Raw genomic sequence first — 16,223 nt, 5'->3', positions numbered from 1 at the left:
AAATTAAAGGAAAATATCTCCAATTATACTTAAATGAATTCGTCTATAAACTAAATCGTAGATATTTTGGAGACCAACTCTTCGATAGGCTTGTTATTGCTAATATCACAGGATTATGACTTATAACGGATATTCAAAATTTTTTCTTATTTAAATGCATTATTCATAAATACGAAATAGTAATTTTGCTTTTATGACTATAAAATTAATTACTATTGGCAAGACTGATAACAAACAACTTACGTTGTTAATTGATGATTATAAAAAGCGTTTGGGCTTCTATATTAAATTCATTTTAGAGATTATTCCAGACATAAAAAACTCCAAGAATTTAAGTGAAGTACAGCAAAAACAGAGAGAAGGTGAGCTAATTTTGAATAAGATAAGCAATTCAGATGTTTTAATATTGTTAGATGAAGACGGAAAACAATTTGATTCTGTTGCGTTTTCATCTTATCTACAAAAACACATGAATTCTGGAATAAAGCAACTTGTTTTTGTTATTGGTGGTCCTTATGGTTTTTCTGAAGCAGTTTATAAAAATGCAAATGGGAAAGTATCATTATCAAGTATGACATTTTCCCATCAGATGATTCGCTTATTTTTTATTGAACAACTTTATAGAGGCTTCACTATTTTAAGAAATGAACCTTATCACCATAGATAAGTTGTCAGTCGCAGTAATCAGTAGGCGTTGCTTACTCTTACTTGTAAGAAGTTTTTAGTCTCAGTCACAGTATTCAATTTACTCTAAGATGTATATTAGCTTTACTGCTTTTTTTGCACCACTTAGCGTCTAACCAAAATATTTTTTTTAGAATTCACTCAAAAAAAGATAGCTAAAACTAAATTTTAACTATCTTTTTATCTTCGGTAAACTATCTTCAGTCTTCCGTTATTTTTTTAATGTGTCTTATAAACTTCTTTACGTTTTTTGAGCTGGCGTTCTAAATCACTAATTGTTTCTCTAACAGATACTTCAAAATTACGTTCATTCGAAGTAGCAAAAATCCTAGGTCCTGGTAAGCTCAATTCAATATTACAAATTTTTCCGTTATTATGATCTTTTTCATCTTGTTTGAAATGTACAGAAGCACTAATCAAAAACTCATACTTGTTAGATAATTTTTCTAATTTTTCCTCTGCGAAAGCTGAAAGTGTTTCACTAACATCTACACCTACATACTGAATGTTTACTGTCATAATCGTTCTCTTTTTAATGTTTAAATTCAACTCCAATATACAAGTTTTTTAAATAACTTTTAAAAACAAAAATCATAAAATGATGCTAAATTTTTATTTTAAAAAACAAACACACGTTATTCAATTTAAAATCAATTAATAGTATTTTTGAAATTATAAAAATTCAATATATGCAACTTGTTTTCGCTACCAACAATCTAAATAAAATTAAAGAAGTTCAATCTTTAATTCCTTCAAACATCAAACTACTAAGTTTAAAAGATATTGGTTGCTTTGAAGATGTACCAGAAACACAAGAAACTATTGAAGGTAATGCCACTCAAAAGGCCGAATACATAAAAGCACATTATGGTTATGATTGTTTTGCTGATGACACAGGTTTGGAGGTTGAAGCTTTAAATGGTGCCCCTGGAGTATATTCTGCTCGGTATGCTGGTAAGCAGCGTGATGCACATGATAATATGAACAAAATTCTTGAAAACCTAAAAAATAAACCTTATAGAGAAGCCCGGTTTAAAACCGTAGTCGCACTACATTTAAATAATAAGTTAAAAACGTTTACAGGAATTTGCGAAGGCGCCATTACTAAAACTAAACAAGGAGAAGGTGGTTTTGGTTACGATCCTATTTTTAAACCTAAAGGGTTTAATAAAACATTTGCTGAAATGGATTTAAGCTTAAAAAACAAGATAGGTCATCGTGGAAAAGCCATTACTAAACTAGTCGATTTTTTAAATTCTATTGAACCGAAAATTTAGTTAAAAAAAACAAATTTGGGGTTGGCTGTTAGTATTCTTTATGTTACTTTTAATCTATGACAGAGGAAGCTATAGAAAAAGAAAATGCAGCTATTGCCAAAGCCTACAAACAGTTATTAAAAGTTAGTTACACAGCACTTTCTGATACTGACAAAAAGCTTATTCGTAGTGCTTTTGAAGTGGCGCTAGACGGCCATAAAAACCAACGTAGAAAATCTGGAGAAGCTTATATTTTTCATCCTTTGGCTGTGGCTAAAATTGTAGCCAAAGAAATTGGTTTAGATGCTACCTCTATTGCTGCTGCTCTGCTTCATGATGTTGTTGAAGATAGTCCGGACTATGAAATTAAGGACATTGAAAAAAAATTCGGCAAAACTATTGCTACTATCGTTGATGGACTCACAAAAATATCTTCTTTAAGTAAAGAACAAGATATGGATGTCTCTTTGCAAGCAGAGAACTTCCGTAAAATGCTATTAACGCTTAATGATGATGTAAGAGTTATTATTATCAAAATTGCAGACCGCCTTCATAACATGCAAACTATGGACTCGATGCGTGCTGATAAACAAATCAAAATTGCATCTGAAACCCTATATATTTATGCGCCTTTAGCACATAGAATTGGATTGTATAATATTAAAACTGAACTTGAAGATTTAGGTTTAAAATATACTGAACCAGATGTTTACAAAGAGATTTTTGATAAAATAAAAGACAGTAAAGAAGAACAAGACCAATACATTGAACAATTTAGTGATGTTATAAAAAATTCATTAGACAAAGAGAATCTCAGGTACACAATAAAAGGCAGGCCAAAATCAATCTTTTCCATTCGAAAAAAAATAATTAATCAAGGTGTTTCTTTTGATGAAGTTTATGACAAATTTGCAATTCGAATCATTTACAAATGCGATTCAGACCCACAAAATGAAAAATTTATAGCTTGGAAAATTTACTCTATTGTAACAGATCATTTTAGACCAAATCCTATTCGCTTAAGAGATTGGATTTCTTCGCCAAAATCTACAGGTTATGAAGCGTTACATATTACTGTAATGGGACCTAAAGGACGTTGGGTAGAAGTTCAAATACGAAGTGAACGCATGCATGAAATTGCCGAAAAAGGCTATGCTGCTCACTATAAATATAAACAAGGCAATGAAAAAGAAGATAATTTAGAAAGTTGGATTAATAGACTACAAGAAACGCTTGAAAATCACGATATGAATGCCGTTGATTTTGTGGAACAATTCAAGTTAAACCTCTATTCTAAAGAAATATTTGTTTTTACTCCCGGTGGGGATTTAAAATCTCTACCTAAAGGGGCAACAGCATTAGATTTTGCTTTTAGTATTCATACTGAAATAGGCATGAAAACGCGAGGCGCCAAAGTAAACGGCAAATTAGAGCCATTAAGTCATGAATTAAAAAGTGGCGACCAAGTTGATATATTAACTGGTCAAAATATAAAACCAAACCCCAACTGGTTAGATTATGCAACAACAGCACGTGCAAGAAGCAAAATTAAATCGGCTTTAAAAGAAGATAAAAAACGAATTGGTGAAGATGGCAAAGAGATTCTTCGACGTAAGTTAAAACAATTAAAAATTACCCTTGATGAAAACACCATTAATGAAATGGTTAATTATTTCAAGCTTAAAACAAGTTTAGATTTATTCTATAGAATTGGCCTGGGCTCTATTGATAATAAGATGTTAAAAAGCTATGCTGCTTCAAGAAGTAGCGCTTTAATGAGTTATATCAAGAATAAAATCACAAGAAAGCCTTCTGTAACAAAAGAGGACATAGAAAAGCAAGAAGTTACCCTAAAGTACGATTCACTTGTTTTTAAAAAAGAAGAAGAAAAACTAGATTACAAATTATCTAATTGTTGCAACCCAATTCCTGGAGATAAAGTATTTGGGTTTTTAACTGTAAATGAAGGCATTAAAGTGCACAAAAAAAACTGTCCTAATGCTGTTAGTTTACAATCTAATTACGCTTATAGAATCATGTCTGCGAAGTGGATAGATTCTTCACAGCAAGAGTTTTTAGTTAAAATTGAATTAACAGGAATTGATCATATTGGTTTAGTCAATGATATTACTAACATTGTTTCAGAAAATATGCATGTAAATATGAAAAGTATAAGTTTTGAAAGTAACGATGGCCTTTTTTCTGGTAAAATTAATGTAGTTGTTAAGAATAATACTATTATTAGAAAGCTTTTAGAAAAACTTAAAAAAATTAATGGTATTGATAAGGTAAGAAGAGTATAAAAAAGTGTAAATTTGCGACGAAATTATGGACGGAAAGGCAGATTCAAAAAATCAAGACATCGTTAAAAGCGTTTTTACTAGCTTTTTAGAAAGCAACGGGCATCGAAAAACCCCCGAACGTTATGCCATACTTCAAGAAATCTACAACAATACAGATCATTTCGATATAGAATCCCTATATCTTAACATGAAAAATAAAAAGTATCGTGTATCTCGTGCAACACTTTACAATACTATCGAATTACTTTTGGATTGTAAATTGGTTAGAAAACATCAATTTGGAAAAAATCAAGCACATTACGAAAAATCTTATTTTGATAGACAGCACGATCATGTAATTCTTACTGATACAGGTGAAGTTATAGAGTTTTGCGACCCTAGAATTCAATCTATAAAAAAAACTATCGAAGAAGTTTTCGATATCGAAATTAATAACCATTCACTCTATTTTTACGGAAATAGAAAATCAACAACTAATAACTAATTTTTACAATGGCAGTAGATTTACTACTAGGACTACAATGGGGAGACGAAGGCAAAGGGAAAATTGTTGACGTACTAACTTCAAACTACAATATTATTGCACGTTTTCAAGGTGGTCCAAATGCGGGGCACACTTTAGTTTTTAATGGACGAAAACATGTATTACACACCATCCCCTCAGGAATTTTTCATGATGATGCTACAAATTTAGTAGGAAACGGCGTCGTTATAGACCCTGTAATTTTTAAAGGAGAACTTGATAAATTAGAAGAACAAAATGTTGATTACAGAAAATCGTTAATGATTTCTAGAAAAGCACATATTATCTTACCAACACATAGGCTCCTTGATGCTGCAAGTGAAGCATCAAAAGGAAAAGCAAAAATTGGTTCTACTCTAAAAGGTATTGGACCAACTTACATGGATAAAACTGGACGAAATGGTATTCGTGTTGGAGATTTAGAACTAAGCGATTGGAAAGAAAAATATAGAGCTTTAGCTGACAAGCACGAATCTATGATTGCTTTTTACAATGTAGAAATTGAATATGATTTAAAAGAATTAGAAACTGAATTTTTTAAGGCTGTAGAAGTTTTAAAATCTTTAAAGTTTATAGATTCTGAGGAATATATTTATCAAGCTCAAAAATCTGGAAAGACTATTTTAGCTGAAGGCGCGCAAGGGTCTTTATTAGATATTGATTTTGGAACCTACCCATTTGTAACATCAAGCAACACAACAGCTGCTGGTGCTTGTACTGGATTAGGTGTGGCTCCTGGCCAAATTGGTGAAGTCTTTGGTATTTTTAAAGCGTATACTACACGTGTGGGGTCTGGTCCTTTTCCAACAGAGTTGTTTGATGAAGATGGAGCAACTATGGCCAAAGTTGGTAACGAATTTGGTGCCACTACTGGACGCCCAAGACGTTGCGGATGGTTAGACTTAATAGCCTTAAAATATGCTTGTCAAGTAAATGGTGTTACACAACTTATGATGATGAAAGGCGACGTACTTTCTGGTTTTAAAACGTTAAAAGTGTGTACCGCTTACAACTATAAAGATGAGATTATTACGCATTTACCATATAATATTGAACCTGAAAACGTAGCACCTATCTACTCTGAATTTAGTGGATGGCAAGAAGATTTAACAGAAATGTCTGAAGCTTCTCAAATGCCAAAAGCACTTAATGAGTATATCGCATTTTTAGAAAAAGAATTAGAAATCCCTATTACTATAGTTTCTGTAGGGCCTGATAGAAAACAGACAATTTTTAGAAAGTAATATTAAAAAAATTAATACTATGAAAACGCTCCAAAACATTTTGGAGCGTTTTTTGTTTCAATATCATAAAACATCATATTAATCGTTATTTTTGCGACAAACAATTTATATTTTGAACAAACTACAAGCTTTATTTTTTATTCTGTTATTTGGTTTTGTATCAAAAATTGGATTACACGCCCAATCCGAAAAGAAAATTAAAATTGAATATGCTGGTAAGCTAACGATTGATGAAGCTAATTACCCTGGTGCAAAAATCTTAACGCGAGATGATGCGCAACAAGTTCATATAGAACACGGTGGTGCAAATATGTGGTGTGATAAAGCCATTCATTATAGTAAAGAAAACTTTATTGAAGCCTATGGGAATGTGATATTAAAACAAGGTGATACTATTAATATGTCGTCAAAATATATAGAATATAGTGGCTTAACAGAATTAGCCTTTGCTAGTGGCGATGTGGTTATGAAAGACCCAAATTCTACAATTTCTTCAGATACCTTATATTTAGATAGAACAAGACAACAGGCATTTTATAAAAGTGGCGGTAAAGTAGTAAAAGATTCTTCTGGAACTATTACCAGCAAAATAGGTAGGTATTATATGGATATTAAAAAATACCAATTTGTTGAAGATGTAGTTTTAGTAAGTGATGAATCTACTATTAATTCAAATTATTTTGATTTTTATTCTGATACAGGATATGCTTACCTGTTTGGCCCTTCAACAATAACTACAGAAACTAGCAAAACGTATTGTGAAAAAGGATTTTATGATACTGAAAACAAAGTTGGGTATGCGCTTAAAAAGTCTAAAATAGATTACGACAATAGAATCATTGAAGGCGATAGTTTATATTTTGATAATAATAAAAGTTTTGCGTCAGCGACCAACAATATAACAGTTACAGATACCATAAATAAAAGCATTATAAAAGGACATTATGCTGAAGTTTTTAAGGAAAAAGACTCTGTATTTATTATTAAACGCGCTTTAGCTATAACCGTTCAAGAGCAAGATTCTGTTTATATACATGCAGATAAAATTATGGTTACTGGCAAACCAGAGAATCGAATTATCAAGGCATATTACAATGCTAAAATATTCAAAACGGATTTAAGTGGGAAATCAGATTCTATTCATTCTGATCAAAAAACAGGCGTCACTAAATTATTAAATATCCCTAGTTTAACTTCAGGAGATAAATTTTCAGTAAAACGAAAACCTATTCTTTGGAATTTAGAAAATCAAATGACTGGTGATACGATTCATTTACTATCCAATAACGAAACAGAAAAAATTGACTCGCTTCTCGTTTTTGAAAACGCCTTTATCATTAGCAGAGATACAATCAGTAAAAACGGATACAATCAAATAAATGGTAAACGATTAGTAGGTTTATTTAATGAAGAAAATCAATTAAGACAAGTTGATGTAACTAAAAATGCGCAATCTATTTTCTATGCCAGAAATGACGAACAAGAATTGATAGGTATCGATAAGTCTAAATCTGGAAGTATCTCCATTTTATTTGATAACGGAGATATAGATGAATACACACGATATAACCAAATAGACGGAAACCTATTTCCAGAATCTAAATTCCCTGAAAAAGAGAAATTTCTAAAAGGTTTTGACTGGCGAGAAGAAGAGCGTCCAAAAAGTGTTGAAGATTTATTTAAAGACGACCCACCTCTAGAGTTACCAATAATTAAAGGTTTAGAAGATTATGTTCCTCAAGAAGCGTTTTTCGATGAGTCATTAAATGAACGAATTAATGCTTCAAAAAGAATCTATAAGTTTAAAAATAATAAAGAGGATAATTTAATTCTTTTTGAAAATGAATTTGATAATCCGAAATGGGAAAAGAGCGCATTAAACATAACACCTAATACTGTAGCTGCTCCTAATGGTAAATTAGAAGCTGATCAAATTACTGGTACAGGTGATACAAACGGATATATAGTTCAAGTCATTGATAAAATTCATGGCGGTTTTAAGTTTACTATTTGGCTTAAAGGCGATGGAGAAACAAAATTGATGTTACAAGAAGTAGGAAACGATTATACCAGGTATAATAGTTTAATTGTTAAGTTAACTAACAATTGGGAAAAATATCAAATTGAAGCAACAAAAGAAAATGATGGTAGTAAAATAAGATGTGTATTAAGTAGTATTCAATCAACTGACAAACTTTATTCATGGGGCGCTGAAGTGATAAAAATTACTAAACCCAATCCATCTCCTGATTTAGTAAAAGAAAAAAATAAAGTAATCAATCAAAATAAACCTAAACCCATTCTAGAAAAACCAGTTCCAAGAGAATAATTGTAAATGAAGTCAGATTTTTTTAAATATCAGGCACAAACAACACCTCACCCTCTAGCCATGGAAATATCTCACGCTAAAGGGTCTTACATATTCGATTCGAATAACAAACCATATTTAGATTTTGTAGCTGGAGTTTCAGCTTGTCCTTTAGGGCACAATCATCCAAAAGTAATTCATGCCATTAAATCACAACTAGATAGTTATATGCATGTTATGGTTTATGGAGAATATATTCAAAAACCAGCTATAGAACTCACAAAGCTATTAGCTAAAAACTTACCTAAATCATTAGAAAAAACATACTTAACAAACTCTGGAACTGAGGCTATTGAGGGCGCATTAAAGCTAGCAAAACGAGCTACTGGGCGCAGCGAAATTATAGCAGCCAACAAAGCCTATCATGGAAGTACGATGGGCGCGATGAGTGTTATGGGTTATGAAGAACGCAAACAAGCATTCAGACCACTTTTACCAGATGTAAAGTTTATAAATTTCAATAGTAATAAAGACATTGAAAAAATAACAAATAAAACAGCATGTGTCATTCTAGAGACTATACAAGGTGGGGCTGGTTTTATTGAGCCTAAAAATGGTTATTTAGAAAAAGTACAAAAACAGTGTAATAAAGTTGGAGCACTTTTAATATTAGATGAAATACAACCTGGGATAGGAAGAACTGGAAAACTTTTTGGGTTTGAGAATTATAACTGTGTTCCAGATGTTGTAGTAACTGGTAAAGGCTTAGGAGGCGGTATGCCTATTGGTGCGTTTACTGCTTCTGGTGAATTAATGGATTTACTACAAGACCACCCCAAATTAGGACACATTACTACTTTTGGGGGACACCCAGTTATTGCTGCTTCTGCCCTAGCCACATTAAAAGAAATTACAGAAAGTAATTTAATACAGGAAGCTTTAAAAAAAGAACAACTTTTTAGAACCCTTTTGGTGCATCCGCTTATTAAAGAAGTTAGAGGAAAAGGTTTAATGCTTGCGTTTATTACGCCATCTGCAGAAGTAACAAATTTATTGATTTTAAAGTGTCAAGAGCAAGGCTTAATCCTTTTTTGGCTTCTTTTTGAACCTAAAGCAGTCAGAATTACACCACCTTTAACCATCTCAAACGATGAAATCACTAAAGGATGTCAAATTATAATTGATGTTTTAGACGAAATACAAGATTGCTAACCTACGCTTAACACTTTACTATTCAACACATAAGCCTTAAAAATTACCTCAAGCAAAGTAAATGTTGATTACTTTGTTAAAAACATTTATTGAAACTCCTACAAAAAAGGAAATAGAAGCTTAAATTTATTTTTGTAGAAACTTACAAATGTGCTTATGGAGTTTGGTCATAACGACAACAACAATTTGCCTCTTACCAAGTTTGAATCGATGTTAAAAACGAATCATGTTTTGTTCTTCGATTCTGAAGAATTCGAAAATATCATTCACCATTACCTAAACCAAGGGAAGATAGCCTTAGCTAAAAAAGCGATTAAACTAGGTTTAGATCAGCACCCAACTTCTATCAATTTAAGGCTTTTTAAAGTAGAAATTTTTGTTTTTGAAGATAAACTTTTCGAAGCAGACAAACTCTTAGACGAGTTATATACACTAGACTCTAAAAACGAAGAAATATACATTCAGAAGGCTAATGTGTTTTCTAAAAAAGATAATCATGAGCAAGCTATAGAAGTACTTAAACAAGCTTTAGAACTTACTGATGATGTTGTAGACTTATATTCACTTATTGGTATGGAATACTTATTCTTAGACCAATTTGAACATGCAAAAATATTCTTCATGAAGTGTTTAGATGAAGACATAAATGATTATTCTGCACTTTACAATGTTATATACTGCTTTGAGTTTTTGAAACAAAGTGAGGAAGCTATTACTTACTTAAATGAATTTTTAGATAAAAACCCATATTGCGAAGTCGCATGGCATCAATTAGGTAAGCAATATTTCAGTTTAAATGATTATGAAAAAGCATTAACCTCTTATGATTTTGCTATCATATCAGATGATACGTTTGTTGGCGCGTACTTAGAGCGTGGTAAAGTTTTAGAGCAACTTAAACGCTATGAAGATGCTATTGAAAATTACACCATTTCACTACAGTTAGACGAACCTTCCTCTTTTGCATTGTTACGTATTGGGTGTTGTTATGAAAAACTAAAAAATTACGATTTAGCACTTCAATATTATGATAGGACAGTTCATGAAGATCCGCAATTAGATAAAGGATGGATTGCTATCACTAAATTTTATAATAAAAAAGGAGATTATCAAAAAGCATTATTTTTTATAAATAAAGCTATAAATATAGATTCTGAAAACGTGATTTATTGGAAGTTATACGCTCAAATAAATCAGCGACTAAAGTTTTATGAAGAGTCTGAACGTGGTTATAAAAAAACCATAGAATTAGGTAACTACGAATTAAACACTTGGTTGTCTCGTGGGGATTTATTAATTCAATTAGGAGAACCAAAAGCTGCCATATTTAATTTTGAACAAGCTATTGAATTTTACCCTGAGAATGCTGAATTAGAATATCGACTAGCTGGTTTATATTTTACCATAAAAGAATTGGATAAAGGCACTTTTTATCTTAAAAATGGTTTCAAACACAATCAAGATTACGCGTTTATAATTGAAGAACTTTTCCCTAAAGTTTCGAAGGAACTAATTGTAAAAAAAATCCTTAAATAAATCTGCAAGTAGGGTTTTCTTCTGACTCAATTTCTTATTTGAAATTACTTAAAATAAAATCATGATTTTTTCTCTTTATACGAAACAGAAAATTAGATTCTTAGTTTCGGTTTCTTTTTATGTTGATATAGAAAGTTAAAAAGGTATTTACCACAAGTATATTAAATAAGAGATGGTGTTATTTCAATTTTTTTTTAGTGACCAAATGCATACCTTTGAAATTCGCTAAAAAACAAAGCATGCAAAGACGTCTCAAAGATTATTTAGTCATATCGTTTAAAGGATTAGCCATGGGTGCAGCAGATGCAGTACCTGGAGTTTCTGGTGGAACAATAGCTTTTATTTCTGGTATTTATGAAGAACTAATAAACACCATCAGTAATGTAAATGCATCCCTTTTTAAAACACTTTTTAGCAAAGGATTAAACACCTTTTGGAAACAAGCAAATGGCAATTTTTTATTAGCACTTCTTTCAGGGATTATAATCAGTTTTGTATCGTTTATGAAACTTGCCAAATACTTACTCGAACATCATCCTATTTTAATTTGGGCGTTCTTTTTTGGACTCATAGTAGCAAGTATTTATTTTGTTGGAAAACAAATCACTAAATGGAATCTTGCCTCCATAATTGCTTTAATCGTAGGTGCTGGGATTGCTTTTTATATCAGTCAATTAGCCGCATTAGGAACAAATGAAAATCCTTGGTTTCTGTTTTTTGCTGGTGCTATTGCCATTTGCGCTATGATATTACCTGGTATTTCAGGCTCTTTTATTCTAATTATTCTTGGAGCATACAAAACATTAAGTGATGCTATTCATGATATTGATATCAAGAAAATTATAATTTTCGGAACAGGCGCTTTAGTTGGGTTACTTAGTTTTAGTCATGTATTAAAATGGCTTTTCAAAAACTATCATAATATTACATTAGCGTTATTAACAGGATTCATTTTCGGATCGCTAAATAAAGTTTGGCCGTGGAAAAACACCTTAACTTGGCACACAAATTCTAAAGGCATAAAAACGCCTTTACTTCAAGAAAGTATGTCTCCTTTTTCATTTGAAGGAAACAACCAATTTATGTTCGCTTTAATCTTAATGATTTTAGGGTTTTTAACTATTTTTATTCTTGAACGCTTAGGGTCAAAAAAATAGAATGGAAAGCACCAGGACACTTACCGACAAACTTTTTCTAATCTTAAAAGGATTAGGTATGGGTGCTGCCAATAAAGTGCCCGGAGTATCTGGAGGTGTTGTTGCCTTTGTTGCTGGTTTTTATGAAGAATTTATTTACTCACTCAGAAAAGTAAATAAAAAAGCCTTTAAATTACTTTTCAATGGGCGTTTTAAAAGTTTTTATAACTATATAAACGGACGATTTTTAAGCTTACTTTTCTTAGGAATGCTTGTAAGTTATTTTAGTATATCCAAGGTTTTAGATTATCTAATAAAACATTATGAACTTTTTATTTGGAGTGTTTTCTTCGGAATGATTATTGGCTCTATTTATTACATCAATAAGGATTTTAAAGATTGGGATTATAAAACGTATACGTCTCTAGCCTTAGGTATATTACTGGGTATTAGTATTAGTTTTTTAAATCCTGCAAAAGAAAATGATAACCTTTTGTTTGTTTTTTTCTGTGGAATAATTAGTGTTTCAGGAATGACCTTACCCGGGTTTTCAGGATCATTTATTCTTATTCTTCTTGGAAATTATGTTTTACTTTTAGTAGATTCTGTAAATGCATTATACGACACCTTTTTTGAAATCATCAATGGCGATTTTAGTTTTATTAACAACTCAGAACGGATAAGAATGCTAAAAGTTTTAGCCGTTTTTACTTTAGGTTCTGTAACAGGTTTAGTTACATTTTCTCATGTGTTAAGCTACATTTTAAAGCATTATAAAAGTATTACGCTATCAGCAATTATAGGATTTATTATAGGGTCATTAGGCGTTGTATGGCCTTGGAAAGAGACTATTTATAAATTAGACGAAACAGGAAGCTTTCTATTAGATTCCAGAGGAGAAAAAGTCATTGAAAATTATCAGCGTTTCATTCCAGAATTAAACACCGAAACATATTACGCTATTGGTTTCATTATCCTCGGTATTGCGATAGTTTTGGCATTAGAATGGTACGGACAAAAAACAAGAAAAGTAACATGAACAAGTTAGGTCTACTAGGTAAAAATATTTCTTATTCTTTTTCAAAATCATATTTCAAAAAGAAATTTGAAGACGAAGGTATTGAGAACACATCTTATGAAAATTTCGATATTGAAAGTATTGATTTATTTCCTTCAATTATAAAAAATACTAAAGGTATAAAAGGGCTTAACGTTACTATACCTTATAAAGAAGAAGTGATTCCTTATCTTGATAAAATCAACAAAAAAGCAAAGGCAATTGGAGCTGTAAACACTATTAAAATAACAAAAAAAGGAAAATTAGTTGGCTATAATACAGATTGCTACGGGTTTAAAAATACGCTTAAGCCCTTTGTAAAATCACAGCATAAAAAGGCATTAATTTTAGGCACTGGAGGTGCTAGTAAAGCAGTTGCTTACACGCTTAAAGAGATGGGGATCACTTACCAATATGTGTCTAGAAAACTAACAAAAGGCATTGGTTTTTCTTATGATACCTTAACAGAAAACGATATATCTGAACACCAAATTATTATTAATTGCACACCTTTAGGAACATTTCCAAATATTGAAGAATGTCCAAATATTCCTTACACTGCCATAAATAAAAATCATATTCTATTTGATTTAATATACAATCCAGAAGAAACTAAATTTTTGAATAATGGTAAGCAAAATAAAGCCACAATAATAAACGGATTAAACATGTTAAGACTTCAAGCAGAAAAAGCTTGGTCTATCTGGAATATTAAATAAAAGGGTCTAGTACAATTAAAATCTTATTGTACTTTGTAAATACTTTACTTGTTAGTATCTTTAAAGTCGAAAGTAATTTTGCGAACCTTAACATTTTTAAAATGTCTGATATTAACAACCCTCAAGAAGTAGACGGAACTGAAGAATTAAATTCTCATAATAATTCCACACCAATAAACAACAATCAAAATGCAGAAGAGACTTCTACTGATGCAGAAACGATTGATGAATCTACCGAAAAAGATAAAGTTATAGCAGAAGAACATGTTGAGACACCTGAAGCATCAGTAGAAAACGATGAAGTTATAAATGAAATAGAAGAATCTAACGCCGAGGATGCCGAAGACGAAGGCAATAAAGACAGGCACACTATTGAGGTGAAAGCTTATGACACCATGTCTTTAGAAGCTTTAGCAATAGAGTTAGAAAAGCTTGTAGAGAAAGAAAAGGTGCAAGCTATTAAATCTCATGTTGATCAAATTAATTCGGAATTTAAGACAAAATTTCAGGCATTAATTGATGAGAAAAAAGAAGATTTCATCAATGATGGTGGAAACGAAATAGATTTTTATTACTCATCTCCGGTTCAAAAAAGATATAAAGAAGCTTACAAAGCCTACCGAAAAAAAGTTAATACACATTACCAAAACTTAGAGCAAAACTTAAAACAAAATTTAGCCGATAAACTTGAAATTATTGAAGAACTAAAAGGCTTGATTAATGTTGAAGAAAATATTAATACAACCTATAAGCACTTTAAAGAATTACAAGAACGTTGGCGGAATACTGGTCCAATTCCTCGAGATAAGTACAACAATGCATGGAATAGCTACCACCACCATGTAGAGATATTCTATGATTTTTTAAATATCAATAGAGATTTACGCGACTTAGATTTTAAGCATAATCTAGAAAAGAAATTATTAATTATTGAACGTGCTGAAGAATTAGCAAAAGACGATGATGCTATGCGGGCTTTTAGAGAGCTTCAAGAACTTCATAAAATGTGGAAAGAAGAACTTGGTCCCGTTCCAAGGGAGCATCGCGAAAGTATTTGGGAACGCTTCAAAGCTGCTACAAAAACAATTAATGAAAAACGCCAATTCTATTACAAAGAAATAGATAAAATCTACGAAAAAAACCTTGAATTGAAACTTGATATTATTTCAAGAATTGAAGAAATTGCTGCACAAGATACTAACTCTCATAGTTCGTTACAAAAGAAAATAAAAACTGTTGAAGCACTTAGAGAAGCCTTTTTTAGCGCTGGAAAAGTACCTATTAAAGTTAATGAAGACACTTGGGCTAAATTTAAAAATGCAGTTCGGTTATTCAACAGAAAAAAGAATGCCTTTTATAAAGACCTTAAAAAAGATCAATATAAAAATCTACAACTTAAATTAGATTTAATACAAATTGCTGAAGACAACAAAGACAGTGACGACTTTGAAACAGTTACACCTTTGATGAAAAAAATTCAAGGGGATTGGAAAAAAATTGGTCATGTTCCTAGAAAAGACAGTGATAAAATTTGGAAGCGTTTTAAAGCGGCTTGTAATAGTTATTTTGATAGAATACATGCTAAAAGAAATGCAGCTAGCGAAGAACAAGTTGAAGCTTACAACAAAAAAAATGATTTCTTAAAAAGCTTAAAAGATTTAGAACTCCCTAAAGACAAAAAAGAAGGGGTTAAAACTATTAAAGAACGTATCAAGCAATGGCAAACTTTAGGTCGTGTGCCAAGTGATAAACGTTATATTGATGGTAAATTTCAAAAAACTATTGATAGTTTGTTAACAAGTTTGAAAGTTGATAAAACTGAAGCTGAAATGATTAAGTATGAAAATAAGTTAGATAGTTTAAATACTTCTGATGATAACAGGAATTTAGACAATGAACGCAGTTTTATTCGTAAGAAAATTGATGAAGTAAAAGGACAAATCAATCAACTTGAGAACAATTTACAATTCTTTACTAATGTTGATGAAGATAATCCTTTGGTAAAAGAGGTGCATAATAATATAAAAGAACACAAGGATTCTTTAATAGTATTGAAAGAAAAGTTAAAAAAGATTAAAGCACTTTATTGAAAATTTTACTTATAATAAAGACACTATCCTAAAAAGTGTGTAAGTTCAAAATTTCAGGGTTAAATTATTTATAGTTTAATCCTGTTTTCAAATATAGCTAAAAATTGGTTGAGTATAATTCCCCAATTTCTAACAGGCATTATCCATTTTTTAGT

The 16,223-nt window shown here is 31.1% G+C and carries 13 protein-coding genes and 1 pseudogene; 13 read left to right on the top strand and 1 reads right to left on the bottom strand.

The genetic code is table 11. The annotated features are described in order from the left end of the window. Positions 1-119: pseudogene (locus tag P8K68_RS07935) on the top strand (IS1595 family transposase); the annotation flags it as partial. Positions 120-193: 74 nt separating this feature from the next. After that, a complete protein-coding gene (gene rlmH / locus P8K68_RS07930) occupies positions 194-667 on the top strand; it encodes a 23S rRNA (pseudouridine(1915)-N(3))-methyltransferase RlmH (protein WP_300249290.1) in 474 nt (157 codons plus the stop codon). A 236-nt stretch (positions 668-903) separates the two neighbouring features. Here rlmH and raiA read toward each other — a convergent pair whose 3' ends face one another. Beyond that, the gene (raiA, locus tag P8K68_RS07925; RefSeq protein WP_300249288.1) at positions 904-1,203 is read right to left on the bottom strand and encodes a ribosome-associated translation inhibitor RaiA; all 300 of its coding nucleotides are present in this window, start codon (positions 1,201-1,203) and stop codon (positions 904-906) included. A gap of 170 nt (positions 1,204-1,373) precedes the next feature. Between raiA and P8K68_RS07920 the strand changes: the two genes are divergently transcribed. The 11 genes from P8K68_RS07920 to P8K68_RS07870 all read left to right on the top strand — a co-directional run bounded on the left by P8K68_RS07920 (position 1,374) and on the right by P8K68_RS07870 (position 16,068). After that, a complete protein-coding gene (locus P8K68_RS07920; protein ID WP_300249285.1) occupies positions 1,374-1,961 on the top strand; it encodes a non-canonical purine NTP diphosphatase in 588 nt (195 codons plus the stop codon). Positions 1,962-2,017: 56 nt separating this feature from the next. After that, positions 2,018-4,243, top strand: coding sequence for a RelA/SpoT family protein (locus tag P8K68_RS07915; RefSeq protein WP_300249282.1), 2,226 nt, complete (start codon positions 2,018-2,020; stop codon positions 4,241-4,243). A gap of 25 nt (positions 4,244-4,268) precedes the next feature. Further along, a complete protein-coding gene (locus P8K68_RS07910; protein WP_300249279.1) occupies positions 4,269-4,727 on the top strand; it encodes a transcriptional repressor in 459 nt (152 codons plus the stop codon). Positions 4,728-4,735: 8 nt separating this feature from the next. Further along, a complete protein-coding gene (locus tag P8K68_RS07905) occupies positions 4,736-6,010 on the top strand; it encodes an adenylosuccinate synthase (RefSeq protein WP_300249276.1) in 1,275 nt (424 codons plus the stop codon). 112 nt (positions 6,011-6,122) lie between these two features. Continuing rightward, positions 6,123-8,339 (top strand): OstA-like protein, encoded by a 2,217-nt coding sequence (locus P8K68_RS07900; RefSeq protein WP_300249273.1) that lies wholly within the window; start codon positions 6,123-6,125, stop codon positions 8,337-8,339. 6 nt (positions 8,340-8,345) lie between these two features. Continuing rightward, positions 8,346-9,530: an aspartate aminotransferase family protein gene (locus P8K68_RS07895; protein WP_300249270.1), complete on the top strand. Its 1,185-nt coding sequence runs from the start codon at positions 8,346-8,348 to the stop codon at positions 9,528-9,530. A gap of 156 nt (positions 9,531-9,686) precedes the next feature. Further along, positions 9,687-11,066 (top strand): tetratricopeptide repeat protein, encoded by a 1,380-nt coding sequence (locus P8K68_RS07890; RefSeq protein ID WP_300249267.1) that lies wholly within the window; start codon positions 9,687-9,689, stop codon positions 11,064-11,066. 239 nt (positions 11,067-11,305) lie between these two features. Beyond that, positions 11,306-12,223, top strand: a complete 918-nt coding sequence (locus P8K68_RS07885) for a DUF368 domain-containing protein (RefSeq protein ID WP_300249264.1) — start codon at positions 11,306-11,308, stop codon at positions 12,221-12,223. A 1-nt stretch (position 12,224) separates the two neighbouring features. Then, positions 12,225-13,241, top strand: a complete 1,017-nt coding sequence (locus P8K68_RS07880) for a DUF368 domain-containing protein (protein ID WP_300249261.1) — start codon at positions 12,225-12,227, stop codon at positions 13,239-13,241. Continuing rightward, positions 13,238-13,978, top strand: coding sequence for a shikimate dehydrogenase (locus P8K68_RS07875; protein WP_300249259.1), 741 nt, complete (start codon positions 13,238-13,240; stop codon positions 13,976-13,978). The genes P8K68_RS07880 and P8K68_RS07875 overlap by 4 nt, the downstream gene beginning before the upstream one ends. Before the next feature lie 101 nt (positions 13,979-14,079). After that, complete coding sequence (locus tag P8K68_RS07870; RefSeq protein WP_300249257.1) at positions 14,080-16,068, top strand: DUF349 domain-containing protein; 1,989 nt, start codon at positions 14,080-14,082, stop codon at positions 16,066-16,068. Positions 16,069-16,223 lie beyond the last annotated feature (155 nt).

This window comes from Algibacter sp. (assembly GCF_029245835.1).
Classification (GTDB): Bacteria; Bacteroidota; Bacteroidia; order Flavobacteriales; family Flavobacteriaceae; genus Algibacter_B.
The sequence above is the reverse complement of the archived record's forward strand: the minus strand, read 5'-3'. Positions and strand labels throughout refer to the sequence as shown.

Excerpts from the sequence above, each read along its gene's own strand:
- P8K68_RS07905 (WP_300249276.1), top strand. The coding sequence starts at position 4,736 with ATGGCAGTAGATTTACTACTAGGACTACAATGGGGAGACGAAGGCAAA.
- P8K68_RS07895 (WP_300249270.1), top strand. The coding sequence starts at position 8,346 with ATGAAGTCAGATTTTTTTAAATATCAGGCACAAACAACACCTCACCCT.
- P8K68_RS07870 (WP_300249257.1), top strand. The coding sequence starts at position 14,080 with ATGTCTGATATTAACAACCCTCAAGAAGTAGACGGAACTGAAGAATTA.
- P8K68_RS07880 (WP_300249261.1), top strand. The coding sequence starts at position 12,225 with ATGGAAAGCACCAGGACACTTACCGACAAACTTTTTCTAATCTTAAAA.
- P8K68_RS07885 (WP_300249264.1), top strand. The coding sequence starts at position 11,306 with ATGCAAAGACGTCTCAAAGATTATTTAGTCATATCGTTTAAAGGATTA.
- P8K68_RS07910 (WP_300249279.1), top strand. The coding sequence starts at position 4,269 with ATGGACGGAAAGGCAGATTCAAAAAATCAAGACATCGTTAAAAGCGTT.
- raiA (WP_300249288.1), bottom strand. The coding sequence starts at position 1,203 with ATGACAGTAAACATTCAGTATGTAGGTGTAGATGTTAGTGAAACACTT.
- rlmH (WP_300249290.1), top strand. The coding sequence starts at position 194 with ATGACTATAAAATTAATTACTATTGGCAAGACTGATAACAAACAACTT.
- P8K68_RS07875 (WP_300249259.1), top strand. The coding sequence starts at position 13,238 with ATGAACAAGTTAGGTCTACTAGGTAAAAATATTTCTTATTCTTTTTCA.
- P8K68_RS07890 (WP_300249267.1), top strand. The coding sequence starts at position 9,687 with ATGGAGTTTGGTCATAACGACAACAACAATTTGCCTCTTACCAAGTTT.
- P8K68_RS07915 (WP_300249282.1), top strand. The coding sequence starts at position 2,018 with ATGACAGAGGAAGCTATAGAAAAAGAAAATGCAGCTATTGCCAAAGCC.
- P8K68_RS07920 (WP_300249285.1), top strand. The coding sequence starts at position 1,374 with ATGCAACTTGTTTTCGCTACCAACAATCTAAATAAAATTAAAGAAGTT.